The following is a 24704-nucleotide window of genomic DNA, read 5'->3' on the forward strand; positions in this document are numbered from 1 at the left end:
GGGCATCCGCCAGTCAGCTTAGAGACCCTCGGTGACAGCACGAACAGCCGGGCGGCGAGGACGGTCGAATCCTCAGGATCGACGTGTACATTGTGATCGGCATTACGGAAGAGTTGCGATCCTGCGGCGAACTTTCGCGGGGGCACCGCGCCGGGCACATCCGTCGATACGGTGTTCTTTCGCCGGGGATGTGACGACAATCGATTTCGTGGCAGGCAAGCCGCAGTGGTCGGGTATGAGAGTGGAGTGTGCATGAAGAAGAAGCTGACAATACTGTTGGCTGTGCTGGCAGCGACGGTGCTTGCCGGCTGGGGGGCTCCCGGAACCGCGATGGCGGCGCCGGCCAAGATCTTCCTCGGCGGCGGGTCGGGAATCCTGATCCTCAAGGGCGGCAACTCCGCGGCGGCATGCACGCTGACCACCATCGGCCATGCGAAGACCGGTGAGCTCATCGGCATCACGGCCGGACATTGCGGTGAGCCCGGGCAGAAGGTTCTGTCGGAAACCTTCCAAGACCGCGGTCAGGCCGGTGTCATCACGTACTCCAACCCCAAGGACGACGTCGCGATCATCCAGTTCGACCAGTCGCGCGTCGTGCCGTTGCGGACCGTCCGGTCGGTGACCATCCGCCATATCGACCCGCGCCCGATCGGCTTCCCGACGGTGGCATGCAAGGAAGGCCGTACCACCGGCAGCACCTGCGGGGTCGCCTGGTTCTCCGACGGCGACGTCCACTTCTCCCAGCTGTGTGTGATCGAGGGCGACTCCGGCAGCCCGGTGGTCGTCGGCGATCGCCTCGTCGGCATGGTCAACGCCTATTACTTCGTCGGTTGCATCGGTCCGGAGACCGGAACCAACATCGGCCCGGTCATGAACTACGTCAACAGCACCAAATACAAGGGCTTCACCGTCTTCTGATCGGCGACCAGCTCATCAACGAGTGCGCCCTCTCCGTTCGAACGGAGAGGGCGCACTTTTTTGACCGGGATCTGTTCACCGCGGATCTCTACCACTGTCTTTGTGCCGCGTCGCGGGTCAGTGCCCGCGCCATGCGGTCAGCTCGGCGTCGAACTGCCGACCGGTCCACTCGGCGATGCGCCCTCGGTCGACGGGGTCGATACCGCCGGTCCGCCAATTCCATCCGCCGGTCTCGATCCACTCGTCGAGTGAGGCGGCGATCCGCCGCCGTAACTCGGCGTCCCGGACCCGGCGGTCCCGGCAGAACAGCGCGTAGTCGTCGGCCCGCCAGCTCGTCGGCATCGGTGCGACGGCCTCGGTGAGGGCGGCATCGTCGAGTCCGGTGACCATCTGCCGGACCGCGTCGGCGTGGTCCGGATCGCGCGCCAGATCATGAAGCACCGCAACATATTCGGCGGGCAGCACACCCGGCTGCGACTCAGACATGACGGTGCGCATCCTCGACGAGCGACCCGTCGGCCAGCCGTCCCAGCACCCGGCCATCGCCGAGTTCGTGGCGCAACTCGGGATGCCGATGGTAAAAGTCCAGCAACCAGAAGGTGACCGGCGCGCCGAGCCAGGCGGCATCGAGACGTATCGGATCGAGAGGTAGCGGATCCGGACGCTGCGGCTCGAGGTCACCGTCACCGATCGTCAGCCAGGCGCCGTGGCGCCGACTGCCCTCGACGGGCACACCCCTCGGCTCTATCGTCGTCACCGCATCCCAGGTCCACTCGGCTCGCCAGCCACCCTTGCCGACGACCAGGCCCCGCGGCGACACGGTCAATGCGGGCCCACGCCGCACCGACAGCCGGATCGCCTCGAAGGCACACAGGGCCGCAACGACCACGAACGCATAGGGCGAGAAGGGTTTCGGTGAGTGCTCCGTGAACGAGAGGTCGAGTTCGCCGGTGCCCACGGCATAGAAGGCAAGCCCGCAGCCGACCATGCCGCATACCGCAGATCCGAGGTCGGCCGCGAACTCGCGGTCGTCGCCTCGCAGCAGCAGCGCCGATCGGAACATGCGCGCCCCGGCCGGATGGGGCGAGCGGGCTTTCTGCCGCGTCCTGCGTAACCGGTCGGTCCGGAGTTGTAGCACGAATGTCATCGCGGCCAGCACGGCCGCGGTGGCCACGATGAGATGGTGGTCGCGGGCAGTCACCCAAGCTGTGACCAGGAATATGCACGCGAACGTGAGGCAGAACGCATACCCGAAGCGAGCACGACGACCGATGTGCGCCCACGCGCGTGGAAGCGGATAGGTCACCGACCGACCGCCGATCTCCCGCGCCGACGTCATTTGCACACCACCTGGCCGACGAGGTTTCCCACCACGGCTGCGCTGAGGCCGGCGACGACCGCGCGAACTGCCGCTGTCACCGGCGCCGCTTCGGGCGCCGCGATCATCGTCAGATCCGTGGTCAGCCCGACCGCACCGGTGACCCCGGCGACACATCGCTGGTAGGAGTCCTCGGCGGTGGCGACGCCGACCGCGGTGCCGAGCAGTGTCAGTCCGGGGCCGGCCAGCTTCGCTCCCATTTTCAGTCGCGCCACCTCGGCTTGCGTCAGATACGGAAGACCGTGTGTGACACGGGATTCGGTGGCCGCCATGCCGCCCGACGCCAGCGCGAGCGTGTAGTCACGCGACGACGGCAGCGAGAAGGTGATGCCGTCGACCACGGCCTCGGTCGTCCCGTCGGGCCGCTCGGTCACCACGGCCGGCGGTTTGCCCGGCCGGGTCAGGGTGACGGTGGCGGTGCCGTCGCCGGCCACCGTGCGCGTTGCCGTCAGAACCCCTCGCGGATCGAAGAATTCCGTCTTGTTCACGCCGGGACCACCGGTGTAGATCTGTCGGCTGCCGTCGAGCATCCGCAGCGTCGTCGCGGTGGTGGCTCCGGAGGCGGTGGTCGTGGTGTCGACGACGGTGCCCATCATGTGCTCGGCCAACCGCGCACGCTGATATCCGCGTCCCACAGTCGGATTCGTGCCACCGGTGTTGTCGCCGCGTGGCGCGGTGGTGAAATCCGCGGGGGCATGCGGGTCGGCATCGATCTCGGGTAGAGCGATCCCGAGGGCCCTGCTGTTGAGCTGATCCCGGATGAATACAGCGATGCTCAGGTCGGCCTGGCTCAGGTCTACCAGGAGCGGGTTGAGTCGGACCTGGAAATTGTCGGCCACGGTCGCCAGGGTCTTGGCCATCGGCGCCGAATATCGCTTGACCCGCGGCAAGACGATCCAGTCATCGGTGACGAAGAGGTCACCGGATTCGATGATCGTCAGCATCTTCCGGATGAACGCGGCGGCACCGACGAGATCCGGCAAGTATCTGGCGATCCCGATCGCGGAGTTGTCGGCGATGGCTCCGACGGCCTCTGCGCGGTCCTTGCCTGCGGTGAACGCCGACTCGCCGGACTGCTGCGCAACCCCCGTCCACAGACGGTTCTTGCCCAACGCCAGCATGGCGTACCACGCGGTGGACACCATCTCCTCGAAGGTGTCGCCGGCCGCCCGCAGGGTGTGACCGGCCTCGCCGACGGAATCGGTCTGCCACGTATCGAAGGTCTTTCGGCTCGGGATCATGATGCCCGGCGAGGATCAGGTAGCTGCGTGAACTTGTCGGCCAGCACCGTGTCGGTGGACTCGAATCCGCCTGCCGCGTTGTACACGGCCCCGGACAATCGATCGAAATACGTGCTCACCCCGGCCAATTGGGGTCTCATCTCGTCGGCAGTGGTCTGCGCCGCATACGCGGTCGTCGAGCCGGGCAGCAACGCCGCGAGTGACTCGAAGTCTGCCGGGATGGGCGATGCGGCGACCTGTTGCGCCAGATCGTCGACCACATTCGAGAACTGCCGCAACGCTTCCGGATCGACATCCATCGCTCCCCCTTCGTCGGCTCCCCTGGCCGGAGACAACGATAGCCCGGTTTCGTACCGGTGCCGGAGTATTCATCCACAGGCTCGGAAACGACCGACCGGAGCAGCCCGGGTCCGGAAACAAGAGCGGCCCCGTTCCCACCCGGGAACGGGGCCGCACCTGTCAGTTGCCGGACCTCAGGCGGTCTCGGTGATCGGGCGGTCGACCCAGCTCATCAGGTCGCGCAGCTTCTTGCCGGTGACCTCGATCGGGTGCTCGGCATTCTGCTTGCGCAGACCCTCGAGCTCCTTGTTGCCGCCCTCGACGTTGGCGACGAGGCGCTTGACGAAGGTGCCGTCCTGGATGTCGGTGAGGATGCCGCGCATCCGCTCCTTGGTGTCGGCGTCGATGACCCGCGGGCCCGACACGTAACCACCGAACTCCGCGGTGTCCGACACCGAGTAGTTCATCCGCGCGATACCGCCCTCGTACATGAGGTCGACGATCAGCTTCAGTTCGTGCAGCACCTCGAAGTACGCCATCTCCGGCGCGTAGCCGGCCTCCACCATCACCTCGAAGCCGGTCTTGACCAGTTCCTCGGTACCGCCACAGAGGACCGCCTGCTCACCGAACAGGTCGGTCTCGGTCTCTTCCTTGAAGGTGGTCTTGATGATTCCGGCACGCCCGCCGCCGATGGCGCTGGCGTAGGCGAGCGCCAGCGCCTGGCCCTCACCCTTGGGATCCTGATCGACCGCGATCAGGCAGGGCACGCCCTTGCCGTCGACGAACTGCCGGCGCACCAGGTGGCCGGGACCCTTGGGAGCGACCATCCCGACGGTCACCTCGGCCGGCGCCTTGATCAGATCGAAGTGAATGTTGAGACCGTGGCCGAAGAACAGCGCGTCGCCGTCGTTCAAGTTGGGCTCGATGTCCTCGGTGAAGATCTTGGCCTGGCTGGTGTCGGGGGCGAGCACCATGATCAGATCCGCCCAGGCCGCGGCCTCGGCCGCGGTCATCACCTTCAGGCCCTGCTCGGCGGCCTTCTCCCGAGACTTGCTGCCCTCGCGCAGGCCGATCGCGACGTCGACGCCCGAGTCGCGCAGCGACAACGCATGCGCGTGCCCTTGGCTGCCGTAGCCGATCACTGCGACCTTGCGGCCCGCGATGATCGACAGATCGGCATCGTCGTCATAGAACAATTCGATCGCCACAGTTCTGGTTCCCTTCGATATATGTTGTGCCCCAGGCAAATCGAACTCACGCTAGGGCGCTATTACTTACTACGTCAGCGGTTGGCCGACATGCTCTTCGGACCGCGGCCCAAGGTGACCGCACCGGATTGGGCGATCTCGCGGATACCGTACGGATCGAGCATCCGCAGCAACGCCTCCAGCTTTTCGGCGGTACCGGTGGCCTCGACGGTCAGCGACTCCGGAGAGACGTCGATCACCTTGGCGCGGAAGAGATCCACAACCTCGATGACCTCCGAGCGCACAGTGGAATCGGCGCGCACCTTGACCATCATGAGTTCCCGGGAGACCGAGCCGGCCGGGTCCTGCTCGACGATCTTGATGACGTTGATCAGCTTGTTCAGCTGCTTGGTGACCTGCTCGAGCGGGAAATCCTCGACCGAGACCATGATGGTCATCCGCGACATCCCTTTCAGCTCGGTCGGGCCCACCGCCAGTGATTCGATGTTGAATCCGCGCCGCGAGAACAGCCCCGACACCCGGGCCAGCACGCCGGGACGGTCCTCGACGAGGACGCTGAGAGTGTGGGTACTCATTTCTTTCGAGCCTCCTGGCCGAGGTTGGTGCTCTGGTTGACGACCTCGTGGATGTCGGCCGGATCCGAGGCCGACGCGTCGTCGTCGAACAACGGCCGAATGTCGCGCGCGGCCATGATCTGATCGTTGCCGGTGCCCGCCGCGACCATCGGCCACACCTGCGCGTCGGCACCGACAATGAAGTCGATGACCACCGGACGGTCGTTGAGCTCGCGCGCCTTGGCGATCACCTCGTCGACCTCGGCTTCGTTCTCGACGCGAAACGCCGCACAGCCCAGCGCTTCTGCGAGTTTGACGAAGTCGGGAATGCGCTTGGAGTGGGTGGCCAGATCGGTGCTGGAGTAGCGCTGGTCATAGAACAGCGTCTGCCACTGTCGCACCATGCCGAGGTTGCCGTTGTTGATCAGGGCGACCTTGATCGGGATGCCCTCGATCGCACAGGTCGCCAACTCCTGATTGGTCATCTGGAAGCAACCGTCTCCGTCGATGGCCCACACCTCGGTCTCCGGCGCGGCCATCTTGGCACCCATCGCGGCGGGCACCGCATAGCCCATGGTGCCGAGGCCACCGGAGTTGAGCCAGGTCCGCGGCTTTTCGTAGGCGACGAATTGCGCCGCCCACATCTGATGCTGACCGACACCGGCACAATAGACCGCATCAGGTCCGGCGAGCTTGCCGATCCGGGAGATCACGAACTCCGGCGACATCGACCCGTCGGCGGGGCGGTCGTAGCTCAGCGGATAGGTTCGGCGGATACCGTCGAGATACTCCCACCACTCGCCGAGTTCCGGCACCGCATCGGTGGTGGCGCGTTCGGCCCGCAGTGTCTCGATGAGGTCGATGATGACTGCTTTGCAGTCACCGACGATCGGGACGTCGGCATGACGATTCTTGCCGATCTCCGCCGGATCGATGTCGGCGTGAATGACTTTGGCGCCCTGCGCAAATGACGAGAGCTGCCCGGTCACCCGGTCATCGAAGCGCGCTCCGAGAGTGATCAGCAGATCGCTGCGCTGCAGCGCGGCGACCGCGGCGACGGTGCCGTGCATACCCGGCATGCCCAGGTGCTGGTTGTGCGAGTCGGGGAAGGCGCCGCGCGCCATCAGTGTGGTGACCACCGGGATTCCGGTGAATTCGGCCAATTCGAGCAGTTCCGGCGAGGCGTTCGCCTTGATGACGCCGCCACCCACGTAGAGCACCGGATTCTTTGCGGCGTTGATCAGCCGGGCGGCCTCGCGCACCTGCTTGCCGTGCGGTTTGGTGACCGGACGGTAGCCGGGCAGGTCGATCTGCGGCGGCCACGAGAAGGTGGTCTGGGCCTGCAGGACGTCCTTGGGGATGTCGACCAGAACCGCACCGGGACGGCCGCTTTCGGCGATGTGGAACGCCTCGGCGATGATCCGCGGGATCTCGAGTGCGTTGCTCACCAGGAAGTTGTGTTTGGTGACCGGCATGGTGATACCCGAGATATCGGCTTCCTGGAAAGCGTCGGTACCGATCAGCGCGCGACCGACCTGGCCGGTGATCGCGACCACCGGCACCGAATCCATCTGGGCGTCCGCGAGCGGTGTGACCAGGTTGGTGGCCCCGGGACCCGACGTCGCCATCATCACCCCGGCCCGGCCGGCGACCTGCGCATAACCCGTCGCGGCGTGGCCTGCGCCCTGCTCATGACGAACGAGCACATGGCGAACCTTGGAGGAGTCGAGCAACGGATCGTAAACCGGGAGGACCGCACCGCCAGGAATGCCGAAGACCACGTCGACGCCGAGCTCCTCGAGTGAGCGGACCACCGACTGCGCGCCGCTGACGCGTTCGGGCGCGACGGTGTTCTGCCGTACAGCCCGGAGGTTGCCCGCCGCCGGAGACTCCTGGTTGTCCGCCGCCGGCGATGCCGGGCGCGACCCGGCGCCCGGTGCGGCTGTGTCGGTACGTGCTGTTGGTGCACTCACTGCACGGTCCTTTGTGTTCGTGGTCGAATGGTGTGTTCGAGGTCAACAGGGATGGGCAACAAAAAACCCCCGACAGCAGTTGCTGTTCGAGGGTGGCGCGTCGATGCTGGAGGCCGATGAAGTGACCGATCAGGCGACGACGCGCCGGCCGATTACTACGAGAAGCTCATTCTGCATCACGTCGAACACGGTAGGACTGCGGATAGTGCAGAGTCAAACTCACTCCCACCCCGTCCCACATCTTGGGAACACACTGGTCTGTGCTGCGCAGGCGCTCTAGGGCAGCCGACGGTCGGATGCCACAATGGTGAGGTGTCCCGTTCTTCCTCCGGCGCCCGGTCGTCCACACCGTCGGTGTCATCCTCCCCAGCGTCACCCCCGGCAGCGTCACCCCCGGCAGCGTCACCCTCGGCAGCGTCACCCTCGGCAACATCACCGGATTCGGCACCGAAGCCGTCCGGTCAGCAGTCGGACGAGATCGAGCTGCCGCAAGAGTTCAAGCTGAGCAGACTCGCGTACTTCGCGGTACCCGCGACGTTCCTGGTGGCGCTGTTCATCGCCGGGGCCAATGTGGCGTGGTTCGGCTGGACGTTCGTGGTCCCGGTACTGCTCGCCGTATGGATCTGGCGGATCAAGACCGTTGTGACCCAGAACGGACTGCGCGCGGTGGGCACCTTCGGGACCCGCGAGGTCGTGTGGCCGGAGATCGATGGCCTCCAGTTCAGCCGTTGGGGTCCGGTGCGCGCAGTTCTCGCCGACGGCGGCCGGGTCCGGCTACCGGCGATCACCTTCCGGGACATGCCGCGACTTTCCGCGGCCAGCGGTGGCCGGGTCCCCGACCCGTTCGCCGAGGCACCGGCCGCACGCTGAAGGGCGCCACCTCCGGTCGGTGACCGCCGACGCATGGCCGGTGACCTGCAGGTGAACACCGCCGGCCGCCGACACGTGCCGGGTTGGGGTGACTGCCGTGCCGCAGACGACGAATCCTCACGAGTTCGCAGACCTGATCGATGCGGGCCGGCTCGGCGAGTGCACCATGGCGGCGACGGTCGGCGGGGTGATGCCGATGATCGCCAAGGCGGTGCTGGACATCTGAGCCGGCACCGGCGCGAACGGTTTTGTCGGCGTATGTCAGCGGGGAGTAACGTTGGCGCGGCAGATCGTCCACGCCACCGTGTCGACGGTCGCAGTCAGCGCAGGCCGGAGGTGTCACGCCCATCCGTGACGGTCGACCGGAATCCGTTCGCGAATATCCGCAGCGATTCGTGCGTTGACCCCGAGTCTGTCCCGTGCGCGTCGCCCCGCGCGCTGAAGCGAAACCGATCGAGGAAATCTCATGCCACCTTTGCGGTCACGAACCACCACCGTCGGACGAGAAGCCGCCGGAGCCCGTTCCCTGTGGCGGGCCACCGGGATGACCGACGACGACTTCGGCAAACCGATCGTCGCCATCGCGAATTCGTATACGCAGTTCGTGCCCGGCCACGTGCATCTCAAGGACGTGGGTGAGATCGTCGCCGACGCGGTCCGCGCGGCCGGTGGGGTGCCCCGCGAATTCCACACCATCGCCGTGGACGACGGCATCGCGATGGGCCACGGCGGCATGCTCTACTCGCTACCGAGCCGCGAGATCATCGCCGACTCGGTCGAATACATGGTCAACGCGCACACCGCCGACGCGTTGGTGTGTATCTCCAACTGCGACAAGATCACTCCCGGCATGCTCAATGCCGCGATGCGCCTGAACGTCCCGACGGTCTTCGTCTCCGGAGGACCGATGGAGGCGGGCAAGGCCGTCGTCGTCGACGGTGTCGCGCAGGCTCCCACCGACCTGATCACCGCGATCTCGGCGAGCGCCAACTCCGCGGTCGACGACGACGGACTGTCCGAGGTCGAGCGTTCGGCGTGTCCGACGTGTGGGTCGTGCTCGGGAATGTTCACCGCCAACTCGATGAACTGCCTCACCGAGGCTCTCGGTCTGGCGTTGCCGGGCAACGGGTCGACGCTGGCCACCCACGAGGCACGCCGGTCGTTGTTCGAGCGGGCCGGCCGGGTTGTGGTCGAGGCCGCCAACCGGTGGTACCGCGACGACGACGCGTCGGTGCTGCCTCGAAATGTCGCCACTCCCAACGCATTCCGTAACGCGATGGCACTCGATGTGGCCATGGGCGGGTCGACCAACACCGTGCTGCACATCCTCGCCGCCGCGCAGGAGGGTGAGATCGACGACTTCGACCTGTCGGTCATCGACGAGATCAGCCGCGGTGTGCCGTGTCTGTCGAAGGTCGCTCCCAACTCCGACTACCACATGGAAGACGTCCACCGGGCCGGTGGCATCCCGGCCATCCTCGGCGAACTCCGGCGGGCCGGACTCATCGACGACACCGCCTCGACGGTGCACTCCCCGACCATCGGGCAGTTCCTCGACGAGTGGGACATCCGCAGCGGAACCGCCTCGGACGCGGCGCTCGAACTCTTCCATGCGGCGCCCGGCGGCGTGCGCACCACGACGCCGTTCTCGACCGACAATCGTTGGAGTTCCCTCGACACCGACGCCGCGGGGGGATGTATCCGGGACCACGCGCACGCCTACACCGCCGAGGGGGGGCTGTGTGTGCTCAAGGGCAATCTCGCCGAGGACGGCGCTGTCCTCAAGACCGCGGGCATCGACGAGGAACTGTGGCATTTCGAGGGCCCGGCGCGGGTCGTCGAGTCACAGGAAGATGCCGTGCAGGTCATCCTGTCGAAGACCCTGCAGGCCGGCGAGGTGCTCGTGATCCGTTACGAAGGCCCGTCGGGCGGGCCGGGAATGCAGGAGATGTTGCACCCCACCGCCTTCATGAAGGGCACCGGCATGGGCCGCAAGTGCGGTCTGATCACCGACGGGCGGTTCTCCGGCGGGTCGTCGGGGCTCTCGGTCGGGCACATCTCCCCCGAGGCCGCCGCCGGTGGTGTCATCGGCCTGATCGAGGACGGCGATCCGATCCTGATCGACGTCGCGACCCGCACACTCGCGGTCCGCGTCGACGACGAGGTGCTCGCCGAGCGGCGGGCGAAGATGGAGGCCTCCGAACGCCCCTGGCAGCCGAAGGATCGTGAGCGCACCGTGACGACTGCATTGCGCGCCTACGCGAAGCTGGCCACCTCGGCCGACAAGGGCGCGGTCCGCAAGGTCGACTGACCCGGCACCGGCGGACCTCTACTGCGCAGCGGTGGACATTTCTTTCCCTTCCGAGAGAGATGTCCACCGCTGTCGGCGTATCGGGGGGCCGATCAGCGCGGGTTGCCCGGCGACTGCAGCGGGTTGGTCCCGTTGAACACCATCCAGACCGCCACCGCGGCGCCGATTCCGACGATCAGCCAGGCCACCGACCCGAGGAAGGGCCGACGCGCCCAGCGGCGTGGCGCATCGAACGAATACAGTCCCGGCCCGGTGAGGATGAGGGCCGCCGCGGCGACGGCCAGAACCAGCTCGTATTCGATGCCACCGCCGGGGGCGAAGAACAGGAAGCCGCCACCGGACAGCGTCGTCCGATAGGCGGCGGCGAGCAGCATCACCGCCAGGACCGCGCAGGCACCGATCGGCGTGAACAGACCGAGGATCACCATCGCGCCGCCGATCGTCTCCGACAGCGCGCCGACGATCGCGAGCGGCCGCGCCGCGTCGGCGTTGAAGCCGATCGCCGGATTCGCGTTGTTCACCAGCATGTCCTGGTAGCCCGACAGGCCCGGCCCGCCCCACAGGCCGAACAACTTCTGCAGGCCGTGGGCGAGCGCGACGCTCCCGATGGCCAGACGAAACAGCAACAGTCCCAGGTCCAGGGTGCCGCGCGGCGCGCGGACCGGCGCCTCCGGCTGATCCCGATAGGTCTCGTCGCGGCCGCCCTGCCCGGGTTTCTCCCAATCGGTCTCATCCCGGCCGGGCCCCACCTCCGGCTCGCCCAGTGCCATCGTGACGGGCAGCGGTTCCTCGTCGTGTCGCAGGCCGCGGGTGGCGTCGTCGGGTTCGGAGGGCTGGGCACGACGGGTACGAGACAGTTCGGGAAAGGTCGCCTCGACCGAGGGGATCGGTGGTGCGGGGTCCAGCTTGGCCGTGGGGGGCTCGGCAGGCGTCGGGGTGGGCCCTGCGGTCTCGGTCGGTGCGGTCGGCGCCTCCGACGGCCCCGGGTCGTCGGCTGATCCCCGGACGTGTGGAGGTGGCATCGGCGCCGGGTTGCGCCGGCCCGACGAGGGCGGCGGCACCCCGATCGGGGTGGTCTCGATCTCGCCGGGGTCGAGGTCATCGAGTGAATCCACCCGCGACAACCGGCCCAGCCTGCGACGGTGCCGTTCGTAGAACGTGTCCCGGTCGGCGTCGCTCATCTCGGGTACGCGAAACGCTCCCGTCGGCTCGTCGTACGGGCTCGACGGCTGGAACGTCTGATCCGGCGGGTCGGAAGGTTCGCGATCGCTCACCTGGCCGATGCTAGAGGTTTCCGGTCGGTGAGCGTCCGATCGCCGCGCGGTCCGCGCAACCCGATCGCCTACTGTGGTGGGCATGCGACAGGGGCGGCGAACTCATCGACGACGGGCCGGGGACGGCCCGCACCGCGCGCCGATCGCGGCGTCGCGCGTCCGGCTCGGGGCGCTCGCCGGCGCGATCATCCTCACGTTGAGTGTGGCCGGTTGCGCCGATTTCTCGCAGCAGGACCGCGAGCAGGCAGCGGGTCAGTTCAGCGCGAACAACGAGTCGTTCCAGATCCAGTCGACGCCGCCGCAGTCGACACCGCAGAACCCGACCAGCGCGCCCCCACCGCCGCCCGGACCATGCGTCGACCCCGACCCCGCGGTGATCGCCACCTGCCTGGCCTCCACCGGCGGACTGCGCGCCGGCGACGACGAGGGCGCGGTCACCATCGTCGCCGAACGCACCACCGGCAAGATCGTCACCACCAAACGGTATGGGCCACAACGAGTTGTGGCGTCCTTCGATGTGGACGGTTCAGGTGACGGCGGACTCGTCGACTTTGCGTTCTCGCCGACCTATCAGCAGGATCAACTCATCTACGCACTGATCACCACTCCCACCGACAATCGGGTCGTCCGGCTCGCTCCCGGCGACGTGCCCAAGCCGATCCTCACCGGAATCCCCAAGGGCGCCACCGGCAACATGGGCGCACTGCTCTTCGCCTCGCCCACCCAGCTCCTCGTGGCGACCGGCAATGCAGGCGACCCCGCGGCCGCGAACGACCCCGGCTCACTGGCCGGCAAGCTGCTCTCGCTCACCGACCTGTCGTCGGGCACCACCGCCCGCCCCAAGGTCCTGACGTCGGGTCTCGGTTCGAATGTCGCGTTGTGCCCGGGGTCTTCGGGGGCGCTGTACATGTCGGATCAGGGGCCCACCGAGGATCGGCTGCAGTCGGTGGACGGGTCCGGCGCGGCGACGGTCCTGTGGACGTGGCCGGACAAACCGCAGATCGCCGGCTGCGCGACCACGGCCGGACAGATCTTCGTCACCGAGACCCGCACGCAGCGCATCGAGGCCATCAACCAACCGACGCGCCAACGGCCCACGATCAACCCGCCGGTCCTGGTGCTGGAGAAGCGCTACGGTGCGCTGGGCCGGATCACGGCGGTCGGCACCGACACCGGGCGACTGCAGGTCGCCACCGTCAATCACGATCACGGACAACCGGTTCCGGCCGACGACCGGGTCATCTTCATCTCGCCGCCACCGCCTGCCGGCTCCAACGCCTGACGGGCGAGGGGTGCGGCGGGCAAGACTTACTGGCAGGCCGCGAGCACCAGCTCCTGGACACGAGCCGGGTCGGCCTGACCGCGCGTGGCCTTCATGACATCACCGACGATCTTGCCCGCGGCCTTGACCTTGCCGCCCCGGATCTTTTCCACGATGTCGGGGTTGGCGGCGAGCGCCTCGTCGACGGCCTTCTGCAGTGCCGAATCGTCGCGCACGACCTCGAGGCCGCGGTCGGCGACGATCTGTTCGGGGTCACCCTCACCGTCGAGGACGGCCACGGCGACCTGCTGGGCGAGCTTGGTGGTGAGTGTGCCGGCATCGACGAGACCGATGACGGCCGCGACCTGTGTCGGGGTGATCGGCAGGTCGGCCAGTTCGGTGCCACGTGTATTGGCCTGTTGGGCCAGGAACGAGACCCACCATCCGCGGGCGGCCTCGGGGGCTGCGCCCTCGTCGACCGTCGCGGTGATGAGATCGACGGCACCGACGTTGACGAGGTCACGCATCACCTCGTCGGAGACGCCCCACTCCTCCTGGATACGTGCCCGGCGCACCCAGGGCAGTTCCGGCAGGGTCGCGCGGATCTCCTCGATCCACTCCGCGGCCGGACGCACCGGCGGCAGGTCGGGCTCCGGGAAATAGCGGTAGTCCTCGGCGGTTTCCTTACGACGTCCGGGCGAGGTGGTGCTGTCGGTCTCGTGATAGTGGCGGGTCTCCTGGATGATCTCGCCCCCGGTCACCAGCACTGCCGCCTGCCGCCGCATCTCATAGGTCACCGCGAGCTCGACGCTCTTGAGCGAGTTGACGTTCTTGGTCTCGGTCCGGGTACCGAATTCGGTGGCGCCCTTACGCATCAGCGACAGGTTGGCATCACAGCGCAGCGAACCCTGATCCATTCGTACGTCGGAGACGCCGAGCGATTTCAGCAGGTCACGCAGCGCGGTGACGTAGGCGCGGGCGACCTCGGGGGCCCGTGGCCCGGCGCCGACGATGGGCCGCGTCACGATCTCGACGAGCGGGACACCGGCGCGGTTGTAGTCGAGCAGGGAGTGGTCGGCGCCGTGGATACGGCCCGCGCCACCGATGTGCAACGACTTCCCGGTGTCCTCCTCCATATGCGCGCGTTCGATGTCCACGCGCCACGTGGTGCCGTCGGCGAGGGCCACGTCGAGATACCCGTCGTGGGCGATCGGCTCGTCGTACTGGCTGATCTGGTAGTTCTTCGGCTGATCCGGATAGAAGTAGTTCTTGCGGGCGAACACACTCGACGGGCGGATCGAGCAGTTGAGTGCGAGCCCGATGCGAATCGCATATTCGATGGCCTTGGCGTTGACCACCGGCAGCGAACCCGGCAGTCCGATACACACCGGGCACACCTGGGTGTTGGGGTCGGCACCGAAAGCCGTCGGGCACCCGCAGAACATTTTGGTGGCGGTGCCGAGTTCGACGTGGACCTCCAGGCCCATCACCGGGTCGAAGTCGGCGATGACCTGGTCGTAGTCCATCAGTTCGGCAGCTGCGGCAGTCATGGCCGTCAGTTTATGCGGCCCGGGGACCGCGGAGGTACCGGGGACGCCGCGCCGGGTCAGCCGAAGATGACGCGGACTTCCTGATACTGGTCGAGCGGCACGGTCTTGGGATTGGCGAGCGCCTCGTCGAAGGTGATGCGCGCCATCTCGGTGCCGCGCAGCGCGATCATGTGACCCCACGCCTTGTCGGCGACCAGATCGGCGGTGGCCATCCCCATCCGGGTGGCCAGCACGCGGTCGAAGGAGGTGGGCGTCCCGCCGCGCTGGATGTGACCGAGCACGGTGGCCCGGGTCTCGATCCCGGTGCGCTCCTCGATCATCGGTGCCAGCACCTCGCCGATGCCACCGAGGCGGGGACGGTTGAAACCGTCGAGCCCCTTGGTGGAGTGCGCCTCGCCCATGTCGGGCAACGTGAATCCCTCGGCGACCACGACCATCGGTGAACGCCCGCGGTTCTTGACGCTGGTCACCCAGGCGCAGATCTGATTGATGCTCTCCGGCTGCTCCGGAATCAGAATGGCGTGCGCACCCCCGGCGATCCCCGAGTGCAGGGCGATCCAGCCGGCGTGGCGTCCCATCACCTCGAGGACCATGCACCGCTTGTGCGAGTTGCCGGTGGTCCGCAGCCGGTCGATGGCCTCGGTGGCGATGTTGACCGCGGTGTCGAAGCCGAAGGTGTAGTCGGTGGCGTTGATGTCGTTGTCGATCGTCTTGGGGACTCCGACGATGTCGATGCCGTCCTCGTAGAGACGTTTCGCGGCCGACGCGGTGCCCTCGCCGCCGATCGCGATGACGCCGTCGATGCCGAGATTCTTCAGGACCCTCTTGATGTTCTCCGGGCCGCCGTCGGGCTCGGAGTACGGCCCGAATCGGCTGGTGCCGAGGATCGTGCCACCCTCATGCGAGAGTCCGCGTACCACCGACCGGTCGAGATCGATGATGTCGCCGTACACCAGCCCGTACCACCCGTCGCGGAAACCGACGAACTCCTGCCCGTAGACCGTCTCGCCCTTGAGTACCGCCCCGCGGATCACCGCGTTCAGTCCGGGGCAGTCGCCACCGGAGGTGAGAATCCCGAATCGCTTGGCCATACGCTGTGCCCCTCCTGCCGCGTCGAATCGCCACTGCCGACGACCACCTCTGCATACGGCACTCAATCTAGTGCCGGCGACGCACTCGTGCCGTCCGACGGTGGCCGACGCGGCGCGGGGGCGGTACTACTTCAGTCCGTTCTCGTAGGCGAAGACCACGGCCTGGGCGCGGTCGCGCAGCGACAACTTTGCCAGGACACCGCTGACGTGGGTCTTCACGGTCTGCTCGGCGACGAAGAGGTCGGCGGCGATCTCCTGATTGGACTTGCCCTCCGCGACGAGGTCGAGCACCTCACGTTCCCGCGGGGTCAGCGCGTCGACGGCGGCGGGCATACGCGGACGTGGCCGGCGGCCGGTGACCTCGCTGATGAGCCGCCGGGTGATCGACGGCGCCAGCAATGCCTCGCCCGCGGCCACCACCCGCACCGCGCGGACGAGTTCGTCGGCCGGCGCGTCCTTGAGCATGAAGCCCGACGCACCGATCCGCAGCGCCTCGTACACATAGTCATCGATGTCGAAAGTGGTCAGCATGAGGACCTTGGTGCGGCCGGCCGTACCGTCGGCGGGCAGCTGCGCCGCCTCGGCGCCACGCGCACCGAGGATCTGGGCGGCCGCCCACAACCCGTCGCGCCGTGGCATCCGCACGTCCATCAGCACCACGTCGGGATGCACCCGGCGACACAGTTCGACGGCGTCGACACCGTCGGCGGCATCGCCGAGGACCGACAGATCCGGTTGTGCGGCAAGCAGTGCCGAGAATCCTTGACGGACCATGGCCTGGTCATCGGCGACGACGAGCGTGATCGGCACGGCCGCAACGTTACCCGTTGCTACCGCGGCCGACGGCCGGCGCCCCGGCCGGCAGTCCTACCGGCACCGGCACGTGACCGCGGGCGGCGGCCGGGATGAGTGCACGGACGACGAATCCGCCGTCGGCGGTCGGGGTCGCGGTCAACCACCCGGCCACCGCGCGCGCCCGGTCGGTCATGCCTGCGATACCCACCCCGGCACCGGACAGATGCAGCGGCGGATCGGTGGGAGCGGTGTTGGTGACGATGATTCCGGCCGCCGCACCCCCGTCGCCGTGCTCGCCGGCGACTCGTTCACCGACCTCGGCTTCGCCGGCCGCCGGTGTCAGGCGCACGTCGATGAGTCCGCCGGGCGCGTGGCGGGTCGCATTGGCGAGGGACTCCTGCACGATGCGGTAGATCACCAGCGCCGACGATTCGGCGAACAACGCGTGATCGAGTCCGTCGTGGAACGCGATCTGTGCGCCGGCGCGGCGGGTCTGGGTGATCAGTGAATCCACCTCGGACAGACCGGGACTCGGCGCGGCCGCGGCGGCCGAGCCGTCGACGCGCAGGACCCCGAGCAGCTGACGAACTTCGTCGAGGGAGGTGCGGGCCGCCTGTGCGATGGCCTCGAATTCACCCGCACAGTCGTCGTTGACCTCGGGCAGCCGGTAGCGGGCGGTCTGCGCCATCACCACGACCATCGACATGCGGTGGGCCACGACGTCATGCAGGTCGCGGGCGATGCGCGCGCGTTCCTGCAGGACCGCCGTCGTCGATTCGGCGACCTTGGTCTCCTCGGTCCGGACGGCGAGTTGCCGCCGCGACGCGAGCAGCCCCCGCAATAGCGCCACCACCACGGCCAGGAAGGTCAGACCGACCACCCACCCGGCACGGGCGTCGGGCGGTGCCGCGAGCGCGAACACCACCGACGAGCAGATCCAGACCGGGGCCAGCAACCGCAACGGGCACCGCAGGTAGGCCATGAAGGTGAGGATCAGGAACGAGATGATGTGGGTGACCTGGATGGTCCATGGCCAGCCGTGGGCGGTCGGTATCACCAGGCCGATGACCTGAGCGCCGACCACCGAGATCGCCCACCCCAGCATCGGCGCGCTCCACGCCATCGCCAGCGGCCAGGACGCGACTGCCGCGATGACGGGCCAGGCGTAGGCAGGCAGGTCGTGTGTCGCCGGCACCGTCGGCCAGGCCACCGAGTAGAGCACCCCGGCGAAGACCAGGAAAAACCAGTTACCCGGGGACCGGAGGTAGCGCTGCACCCCCGGATGCGTCGCCACGGGAAGCGTGCGCAATTCGTCGACGGCCGCATCGCGCGCCGTGTGGACCCACCGTCCCAACATGTGATCACCTCGCGGTCCACGCTATGCGGGCCGGACGGGAAAGTCCTCATACCCGAGAGTGGGATCGCGGCCCTACCGACGGACTACGCCCATCGGTGGGTACCGACTGTTCGGGTGAGCACGGTCGGTTCTCGCGGCCGATGTGGCTCGGTGCCTACCGTTCATAGCGTCACGGCATGACTTCCGAAGATTCCTCGTACACATGGCGGCGGGCGGCATTGCGCCGGACCGTCTGGCTGCTGCTGGGTCTGGCCGTGATCGCGGTCCATATGATGTCGGCCGGTCGCGCGCCGGCCACCGCCGACGCCGGGACCCCCATCGGGGCGAACGCGGCGGCCCAGACGCTGCAAACCCTCGTCGGCCCTCGGCCCGAGGCCACAATACGTTATCTGCCGGCGGATTTCGCGACGGTGATGGGCTACCGCCCGCGTCTGGCCGGCGGCTATCCGATCAACCCCGACGGCGGTTGCTCCTCACCGATACCGTTGCCGACACGATTCGAACCGGCCTGCCGCACACACGACTTCGGCTACGACCTGTTGCGATATGCGCAGCGCACCGGAAAGCCGTTGGGGCCGTGGGCGCGTCCGGCCCTCGATCACATGCTCGTCGAACGGATGCGCGCGCTGTGCCATGATCCGGCGTGCGGGACGGCCGCCGAACTCGCCGGCGCCGCGCTGGCGGTCAACACGTGGCGTCAGCACTCCGGGCCGCCGGCGGCGTCGGAATCGATGACCACGATCGTGGCCTCGACCGCAGTCCGGGTGATCGCCGAAATCGGTGGCGGCGTGGGTGGTTCACGATGAGCATCACGCCACCCTCCGCACGGATCAGCATCGGCGCGACGATCGGTTCGGCGATCGCGTTGTGGCCCGCCTCGTTACCCCGCGGCCCCGTGCCTGCGATACTGCTCACCACCGCCTGCGTTCTGGTCGCCACCACCGTGGCACGTCTGTCCGGCACCGCACGCCCGGGTAGCCGCGTGTTCGGGTGGTCGGCGGCGGCGATGTTCGCGGTCGTCCTGGTCGCGGGTGCCGTGATGGACGTGCTGTGGCAGAACATTATTCGTGTTGACGCGGGGACGACAACCATCGGGGCCGGATACGGTGCGGGACTCGTCGCGGCCGGGGCCGCCGGCATGGCGGCCGTCACCTGGTTTCCGCGGCGAACCGCGATCGCCGCGCTGGCCGCGCTCACCGTCACCGGTTTGTTCGCGTCACCGGCCGCCTCGGCGGCTGCCACGCAGAGTGACCGCGCTTCCGATACCGAGGTCGCGGCGCGCGCTCTCACCGACCGCTGGTTGCACGCGGACGGGCTGCACAAGGGCGCGGTGGTGATCGCGGTCCCCACCGGCTCGGGGTGGGTGGATCCCGAGGCGACGACGGCGCTGCGCGCACGGCTGCACGGTGACGTGGCATTCCTGTCACTGCCGTACGCGTCGACCGCGTCGTGGCGGGTCTTCGTCACCGATCGGGAGGCGGCAGGCAATTCGGCGATCGCGGTGCTGCGCCGGGTACTCGCCGCGCGCGACACCCTGCCCCCGACAGCATCACGGCCGAAGGTGTACCTCTACGGGCAGAGTCTGGGTGCGCTGGGCGCCGACCGGGCCAGAGCCTGGGCCGAGGCACATCATCCGGGCGCGGTGACCGGCACCGTGCTTGTGGGCGTGCCCGCCGACACCGTGGATCCGCACGGCGGCGCCGGCGCCCGGATCGTCCTCGCCAATGCCTCCGACCCGGTCACCCGGTGGTCGTTGGCGTCGCTCTGGCGACCGCCGAGCCGGCCCGATGAGACCCGGACCGTGGGACGCGCGGTACACCGCCCACCGTGGCTGCCGGTGGTGTCCTTCGTCCAGACCTCGGTCGATCTGCTCGCCTCGCTCGACGGACCCGACGGCACCGGCCATCACTACGGCCCCGAGCAGGGGGTCCTTCCGTAGTGGTGGCCGTTCGCCCCGGTCAGCCGATCGGGCCGCGGGCCGCCTCGTAGGCGGCGCCCACGCGGTAGAGGCGATCGTCGGCGAGCGCCGGGGCCATGATCTGCAGACCGACCGGCAGTCCGTCGTCGGACGACAACCCCGACGGCACCGACATCGCGCCGACACCGGCGAGATTCACCGGCAGTGTGGCGAGGTCGAACAGATACATCGCCAGCGGATCGTCGACCCGCTCGCCGATCGGGAATGCGGTGGTGGGGGTGGTCGGCGAGACCAGCACGTCGACGTTCCCGAAAGCCGCGGTGAAGTCACCGGCGATGAGCGTGCGGACCTTCTGCGCCTGACCGTAGTAGGCCTCGTAGTAGCCCGACGACAGCGCGTAGGTCCCGATCATGATGCGGCGCTTGACCTCTGGGCCGAATCCGGCCTCCCGGGTCAGCGACATGACCTCCTCGGCGCTGTGGGTGCCGTCGTCGCCGACCCGCAGGCCGTACCGCATGGCGTCGAAGCGCGCGAGATTGCTCGACACCTCGCTCGGCAGGATCAGGTAGTACGCGCCGAGCGCGTAGGTGAAGTGCGGGCAGGAGACCTCGACGACCTCGGCACCGCGCGCCGAGAGTTCGGCGACCGCCTGCTCGAAGGACGCCAGCACCCCGGGCTGGTAGCCCTGACCCTGCAATTCGCGGACCACGCCGACGCGTACGCCGGTCAGGTCGCCCTCCGCGCCGGCCCGCGCCGCGGCGACCACATCGGGGACCGGCACGTCGATGGAGGTGGAATCGCGCGGATCGTGCCCGGCGATGACCTCGTGCAGCAGCGCGGTGTCGAGGACGGTGCGCGCACACGGCCCGCCCTGATCCAGCGACGACGCGCAGGCGACCAGGCCGTAGCGCGAGACGGTGCCGTAGGTCGGCTTGACGCCGACCGTCGCGGTGACCGCCGCGGGCTGGCGAATGGAACCGCCGGTGTCGGTGCCGATGGCCAGCGGTGCCTGGAACGAGGCGAGCGCTGCCGCGCTGCCACCGCCGGAGCCACCGGGAATCCTGGTGACATCCCACGGGTTTCGCGTGACCTGATAGGCCGAGTTCTCGGTGGAGCTACCCATCGCGAACTCGTCCATGTTGGTCTTGCCGAGAATCGGGATACCCGCCGCGCGCAGCCGAGCGGTGACGGTCGCGTCGTAGGGCGGCACCCAGCCCTCGAGGATCTTCGAGCCGCACGTCGTGGGCGCGTCGGTGGTGGTGAAGACATCCTTGAGCGCGATCGGGACGCCGGTGAGCGCCGACGGTGCCGTACCGGCCGCGATCGCGTCGTCGGCGGCCTTGGCCGCGACCAGCGCCTCGGCGCCACTGACGTGCAGGAACGCACCGAGTTGATCGTCGATCTCGGCGATGCGATCGAGATGGGCCTGGGTGACCTCGACCGAGGACACCTCACGCGCGGCGATCTTCGCCCCGAGTTCGGCCGCGCTGAGCCCGGTGATCTCGGTGGACGTGCGGGTCGACGGGGTCGCGCTGCTCATTGTTCCTCCCCCAGGATCTGCGGGACCGCGAAGCGATCCTGCTCGACGGCCGGCGCACCGGAGAGCGCCTGTTCGGTGGTCAGTCCCGGCACCACGACGTCGGCGCGCAGCACATTGGCCAGTTCGGCCGGATGCGCGGTCGGCGGCACGTCGTCGGCGACGACCTCGGATACCTGTGCGACGTGAGTCAGGATCGAATCGAGTTGCTGCGCATAGACGTCGAGTTCGTCGTCGCTCAGGGCCAACCGCGACAGCCGCGCCAGATGCGCGACCTCGTCACGCGTGATCGCGGATCCGGTGGTGGCGGACCCCGAGGTGACGGGCCCCGAGGTGGTGGACTGGGACGTGGCGGACTGGGTGGTGGCGGACTGGGGGTCCACTGGCATGTCGATGGTGTCCTTCCTGCCCGACGGCAACGCACCCAGCCTAGACGTCGCGCCACCGCCGGCTGCGCGCGCGTACACTCGCCGCCGTGATCATCGTCACCAGTAACGACATTCCCGGTTATCGCATCGGACACGTCTTCGGCGAGTGCTTCGGGCTCACCGTTCGTTCCCGCAACATCGGGTCGAACATCGGGGCCGGATTCAAGGCGATGGCCGGCGGCGAACTGAAGGGCATCACCAACCTCCTGCACGAATGCCGCGAAGAGGCACTGGGCCGGCTGTCGGCGGAGGCACAGCAGAAGGGCGCCAACGCCGTGGTCGCGTTCCGCTTCGAGACGACCGAATTCGGCGGCAGTGGCATCGAGGTGTGCGCGTACGGGACCGCGGTGGGTATCGAACCGCTGAACCGACCTTGACCAGCGGCCTCGCTGCCGGTCGCCGGGCGCTCGACGCCCGCGGCCAGCGGCACCGCGCCGGCGGTGGAACAATGTCGGTCGTGTCCTACCTGCTTCGGGTGTACCTCGAGGACCGGCCCGGCAGCCTCGGCCTCCTCGCCGTTCAACTGGGTTCGGTCGGCGCCGACATCCTGTCGCTCGAGGTCGTCGAGCGCGGTGACGGCTACGCCGTCGACGATCTTGTCGTCGAGGTGGCTCCCGGCTCGCTGCCCGACACGTTGATCACCGCCGCCGAAACGGTCTCCGGTGTCCGGGTGGATTCGATCCGCCCGTACTCGGGTGTGCTCGACACCCATCGGGAACTGGAGTTGGTCGACCAGGTAGCGGCGACCGACGACGACCGCCTGCAGACCCTCGTCGACAATGCGCCACGTGTACTCCGGGTGTCGTGGGCGACCGTGATCACCCGCGCCTCCGGTGGGGTGCTGCAGCTGTTCGGCAGTTCCGGTGCACCCGAGACCCCGCTGACCACCGCCGACTGGCTGCCACTGGAGCACGCCGCCCAGCTCGACCCGGAAGCCGACTGGGTACCGCAGGCCTGGCAGGAGATGGACACCCGGCTGGCGGCTGCCCCACTCGGCGACGGCGCGAAGGCAATCCTGTTGGGGCGCATCGGCGGACCGGACTTCCGGCCCTCGGAGATCGCCCGGCTCGGCTATCTCGCGGGCATCGTCTCGACGGTCCTGCGCGCGGAGAGCTGAGCGACACGATGGCCGAGCTCACGCTGATACTCGGCGACATCACCGGTCAATCGGTGGACGCCATCGTCAACGCCGCCAACTCCGGTCTACTCGGAGGCGGCGGGGTCGACGGGACGATCCATCGCCGGGGCGGCCCGGCGATCCTCGCCGAGTGCCGGGACCTGCGTGCGACCCGCTACCCGGACGGCCTTCCGGCCGGGCAGGCGGTGGCGACCACCGCCGGCGACCTCGATGCCCGCGCGGTCATCCACACCGTCGGTCCCGTCTATTCGACGACCACCGACCGCTCACCGATCCTGGCGTCGTGCTATCGCGAATCCTTGCGCGTCGCAGATGATCTCGGGCTCGTATCGGTGGCCTTCCCCGCGATCTCCACCGGCATCTACGGCTGGCCGATCGACGACGGCGCCGGCATCGCGGTCCGCACGGTGCGGGCCTCGCAGACCTCGGTCGCCGATGTCCGCTTCGTCGTCTTCGACGATCGCGCCCGCGCGGCATTCGCCGACGCCCTCGGTTGATCTGCCGCCCTCGCCGCCGCCCCCGGCGTCACGAATAGTCGCGCAACGTCATGAGGAAACCGGCCACCGCGACCACTGCGGCGACGACGTACACGATCACCTGCACCCACAGTGCGGGGTCGGCGCGGTACACGAAGAACGCCACGAGCAGCGCCGCGACGATCATGACGCCCCCGTAGACCGGGGTGCGCCGGGGATGATCACCGCGGGCCATTGTCCGACCTCACCGGCTGTCCGACCTCACCGGCTGTCCGACCTCACCGGCGCGGGTACTTGTAGAACCCTTCGCCGGTCTCGACACCGAGCTTGCCCTTGTCGATGTAGTTGTCCTTGAGGTACTTCGCGAACTGCTTTTCCTTCTCGGTGCCTACCGCCGCGATGTTGTAGGCCGTCGTCAGGCCCACGACGTCGAAGATCTCGAACGGGCCGTCGGGCGCACCGGTGGCGATGCGCCACGTCTTGTCGACCATGTCCGGTTCGGCGATGCCGTCGGCGACGAGTTCGCCCGCCGCGTTGAGGAACGGTACGAGCAGCGAGTTCAGCAGATACCCGGCCTTCTCCTTCTTGATCTCGATCGGCACCATCCCGATCTGCGACGCGAACCGCACCACGTCGTCATAGACGGCGGGGTCGGTCTTCTCGGTGCCCATCACCTCGGCCGTGTTGTGCGACCACACGTGGTTCGCGAAGTGCAACGCGAGGAACTTGGCGGGCCTACCGGTGAACTCCATCAGGTCGCTCGGCAGGAGCGTCGACGAGTTGGTCGCGAACACGGTCTTCGCCGGTGCCGCCTTGCCGAGCTCGGTGTAGGTGTCGCGTTTGATGTCGATGTTCTCCGGGACCGCCTCGATCACCAGGTCGGCGTCGGTGGCGGCGTCGGCGAGATCGGACGAATACCGAATCCGCTTCAGTCCCGCGTCGGCCTTCCCGTCGGCGGCACCGTCGACCTCCTTGGTGTATGTGCGGGCCAGGTCGGAGAACCGGGATCGCCCCGCGTCGAGGGCCTTGTCACTGATGTCGTAGACGGTGACGTCGAACCCGCTGTAGGCCGTCTGGAAGGCGATCTGCGAGCCCAGCACGCCGGTGCCCAGCACGGTGATCTTGTGGAACTCGGTCATGACGTTCC

26 protein-coding genes are annotated in these 24704 nt (G+C 68.1%); 10 read left to right on the forward strand and 16 right to left on the reverse strand.

Annotated features, from left to right (window positions below; genetic code table 11):
• Positions 1–252 precede the first annotated feature (252 nt).
• Positions 253–918: a serine protease gene (locus ACPXB3_RS08125; RefSeq protein WP_425703750.1), complete on the forward strand. Its 666-nt coding sequence runs from the start codon at positions 253–255 to the stop codon at positions 916–918.
• A gap of 117 nt (positions 919–1035) precedes the next feature.
• Here ACPXB3_RS08125 and ACPXB3_RS08130 read toward each other — a convergent pair whose 3' ends face one another.
• From ACPXB3_RS08130 to ACPXB3_RS08160, 7 genes are all read right to left on the reverse strand, one after another.
• Positions 1036–1404, reverse strand: a complete 369-nt coding sequence (locus ACPXB3_RS08130; RefSeq protein WP_425727312.1) for a hypothetical protein — start codon at positions 1402–1404, stop codon at positions 1036–1038.
• A complete protein-coding gene (locus ACPXB3_RS08135) occupies positions 1397–2257 on the reverse strand; it encodes a hypothetical protein (protein ID WP_425727313.1) in 861 nt (286 codons plus the stop codon). Before ACPXB3_RS08135 ends, ACPXB3_RS08130 begins: the two co-directional genes overlap by 8 nt.
• On the reverse strand, positions 2254–3537 hold the full coding sequence (locus tag ACPXB3_RS08140; RefSeq protein WP_425727314.1) for a hypothetical protein: 1284 nt from the start codon (positions 3535–3537) through the stop codon (positions 2254–2256). The genes ACPXB3_RS08135 and ACPXB3_RS08140 overlap by 4 nt, the downstream gene beginning before the upstream one ends.
• Positions 3534–3836, reverse strand: a complete 303-nt coding sequence (locus tag ACPXB3_RS08145; protein WP_425727315.1) for a hypothetical protein — start codon at positions 3834–3836, stop codon at positions 3534–3536. Before ACPXB3_RS08145 ends, ACPXB3_RS08140 begins: the two co-directional genes overlap by 4 nt.
• Before the next feature lie 174 nt (positions 3837–4010).
• Complete coding sequence (gene ilvC / locus ACPXB3_RS08150; protein ID WP_425703758.1) at positions 4011–5024, reverse strand: ketol-acid reductoisomerase; 1014 nt, start codon at positions 5022–5024, stop codon at positions 4011–4013.
• A gap of 74 nt (positions 5025–5098) precedes the next feature.
• Complete coding sequence (gene ilvN, locus ACPXB3_RS08155; RefSeq protein WP_425703759.1) at positions 5099–5599, reverse strand: acetolactate synthase small subunit; 501 nt, start codon at positions 5597–5599, stop codon at positions 5099–5101.
• Positions 5596–7551 carry an acetolactate synthase large subunit gene (locus ACPXB3_RS08160; RefSeq protein ID WP_425727316.1) on the reverse strand — a complete coding sequence of 652 codons (1956 nt, stop codon included), beginning with the start codon at positions 7549–7551 and terminating at the stop codon, positions 5596–5598. The genes ilvN and ACPXB3_RS08160 overlap by 4 nt, the downstream gene beginning before the upstream one ends.
• Positions 7552–7905: 354 nt before the next feature.
• Between ACPXB3_RS08160 and ACPXB3_RS08165 the strand changes: the two genes are divergently transcribed.
• From ACPXB3_RS08165 to ilvD, 3 genes are all read left to right on the forward strand, one after another.
• Positions 7906–8421, forward strand: coding sequence for a PH domain-containing protein (locus tag ACPXB3_RS08165; RefSeq protein WP_425703762.1), 516 nt, complete (start codon positions 7906–7908; stop codon positions 8419–8421).
• A gap of 97 nt (positions 8422–8518) precedes the next feature.
• Complete coding sequence (locus tag ACPXB3_RS08170; RefSeq protein ID WP_425703763.1) at positions 8519–8647, forward strand: hypothetical protein; 129 nt, start codon at positions 8519–8521, stop codon at positions 8645–8647.
• A 240-nt stretch (positions 8648–8887) separates the two neighbouring features.
• The gene (gene ilvD / locus ACPXB3_RS08175) at positions 8888–10732 is read left to right on the forward strand and encodes a dihydroxy-acid dehydratase (RefSeq protein ID WP_425703764.1); all 1845 of its coding nucleotides are present in this window, start codon (positions 8888–8890) and stop codon (positions 10730–10732) included.
• A 92-nt stretch (positions 10733–10824) separates the two neighbouring features.
• Here the strand turns inward: ilvD and ACPXB3_RS08180 are convergent, their stop codons facing one another.
• A complete protein-coding gene (locus ACPXB3_RS08180; RefSeq protein WP_425703766.1) occupies positions 10825–12006 on the reverse strand; it encodes a DoxX family protein in 1182 nt (393 codons plus the stop codon).
• 82 nt (positions 12007–12088) lie between these two features.
• Between ACPXB3_RS08180 and ACPXB3_RS08185 the strand changes: the two genes are divergently transcribed.
• Positions 12089–13288, forward strand: coding sequence for a PQQ-dependent sugar dehydrogenase (locus ACPXB3_RS08185; RefSeq protein WP_425727317.1), 1200 nt, complete (start codon positions 12089–12091; stop codon positions 13286–13288).
• Positions 13289–13314: 26 nt separating this feature from the next.
• Here the strand turns inward: ACPXB3_RS08185 and gatB are convergent, their stop codons facing one another.
• The 4 genes from gatB to ACPXB3_RS08205 form a co-directional block, all read right to left on the reverse strand.
• Positions 13315–14817 carry an Asp-tRNA(Asn)/Glu-tRNA(Gln) amidotransferase subunit GatB gene (gene gatB, locus ACPXB3_RS08190; protein ID WP_425727318.1) on the reverse strand — a complete coding sequence of 501 codons (1503 nt, stop codon included), beginning with the start codon at positions 14815–14817 and terminating at the stop codon, positions 13315–13317.
• Between the two features lie 56 nt (positions 14818–14873).
• A complete protein-coding gene (locus ACPXB3_RS08195; protein ID WP_425703771.1) occupies positions 14874–15908 on the reverse strand; it encodes a 6-phosphofructokinase in 1035 nt (344 codons plus the stop codon).
• A gap of 126 nt (positions 15909–16034) precedes the next feature.
• A complete protein-coding gene (locus tag ACPXB3_RS08200; RefSeq protein WP_425703773.1) occupies positions 16035–16718 on the reverse strand; it encodes a LuxR C-terminal-related transcriptional regulator in 684 nt (227 codons plus the stop codon).
• 10 nt (positions 16719–16728) lie between these two features.
• Entirely contained in the window at positions 16729–18060 is a 1332-nt protein-coding gene (locus tag ACPXB3_RS08205; protein WP_425727319.1) for a sensor histidine kinase, read from the reverse strand.
• Between the two features lie 176 nt (positions 18061–18236).
• Between ACPXB3_RS08205 and ACPXB3_RS08210 the strand changes: the two genes are divergently transcribed.
• Together ACPXB3_RS08210 and ACPXB3_RS08215 are read left to right on the forward strand one after the other, a co-directional pair.
• Positions 18237–18866 (forward strand): hypothetical protein, encoded by a 630-nt coding sequence (locus tag ACPXB3_RS08210; RefSeq protein ID WP_425727320.1) that lies wholly within the window; start codon positions 18237–18239, stop codon positions 18864–18866.
• Positions 18863–19999: an alpha/beta-hydrolase family protein gene (locus ACPXB3_RS08215; protein ID WP_425727321.1), complete on the forward strand. Its 1137-nt coding sequence runs from the start codon at positions 18863–18865 to the stop codon at positions 19997–19999. Before ACPXB3_RS08210 ends, ACPXB3_RS08215 begins: the two co-directional genes overlap by 4 nt.
• Before the next feature lie 19 nt (positions 20000–20018).
• Here ACPXB3_RS08215 and gatA read toward each other — a convergent pair whose 3' ends face one another.
• Both gatA and gatC read right to left on the reverse strand, forming a co-directional pair.
• Positions 20019–21518, reverse strand: coding sequence for an Asp-tRNA(Asn)/Glu-tRNA(Gln) amidotransferase subunit GatA (gene gatA / locus ACPXB3_RS08220; RefSeq protein ID WP_425703781.1), 1500 nt, complete (start codon positions 21516–21518; stop codon positions 20019–20021).
• Complete coding sequence (gatC, locus tag ACPXB3_RS08225; protein ID WP_425727322.1) at positions 21515–21904, reverse strand: Asp-tRNA(Asn)/Glu-tRNA(Gln) amidotransferase subunit GatC; 390 nt, start codon at positions 21902–21904, stop codon at positions 21515–21517. The genes gatA and gatC overlap by 4 nt, the downstream gene beginning before the upstream one ends.
• Positions 21905–21990: 86 nt before the next feature.
• Between gatC and ACPXB3_RS08230 the strand changes: the two genes are divergently transcribed.
• The 3 genes from ACPXB3_RS08230 (at position 21991) to ACPXB3_RS08240 (ending at position 23578) form a co-directional block, all read left to right on the forward strand.
• Complete coding sequence (locus tag ACPXB3_RS08230) at positions 21991–22320, forward strand: YbjQ family protein (protein ID WP_425703783.1); 330 nt, start codon at positions 21991–21993, stop codon at positions 22318–22320.
• A gap of 71 nt (positions 22321–22391) precedes the next feature.
• Entirely contained in the window at positions 22392–23060 is a 669-nt protein-coding gene (locus ACPXB3_RS08235; protein ID WP_425703785.1) for an amino acid-binding protein, read from the forward strand.
• 8 nt (positions 23061–23068) lie between these two features.
• Positions 23069–23578 carry an O-acetyl-ADP-ribose deacetylase gene (locus ACPXB3_RS08240; protein WP_425727323.1) on the forward strand — a complete coding sequence of 170 codons (510 nt, stop codon included), beginning with the start codon at positions 23069–23071 and terminating at the stop codon, positions 23576–23578.
• 28 nt (positions 23579–23606) lie between these two features.
• Here the strand turns inward: ACPXB3_RS08240 and ACPXB3_RS08245 are convergent, their stop codons facing one another.
• Together ACPXB3_RS08245 and ACPXB3_RS08250 are read right to left on the reverse strand one after the other, a co-directional pair.
• Positions 23607–23792: a hypothetical protein gene (locus ACPXB3_RS08245; protein ID WP_425703789.1), complete on the reverse strand. Its 186-nt coding sequence runs from the start codon at positions 23790–23792 to the stop codon at positions 23607–23609.
• 43 nt (positions 23793–23835) lie between these two features.
• The gene (locus ACPXB3_RS08250; protein ID WP_425703791.1) at positions 23836–24696 is read right to left on the reverse strand and encodes a 3-hydroxyacyl-CoA dehydrogenase; all 861 of its coding nucleotides are present in this window, start codon (positions 24694–24696) and stop codon (positions 23836–23838) included.
• Positions 24697–24704 lie beyond the last annotated feature (8 nt).

Origin of the sequence: Gordonia sp. DT219, from assembly GCF_049847065.1 — a bacterium.
GTDB lineage: Bacteria > Actinomycetota > Actinomycetes > Mycobacteriales > Mycobacteriaceae > Gordonia.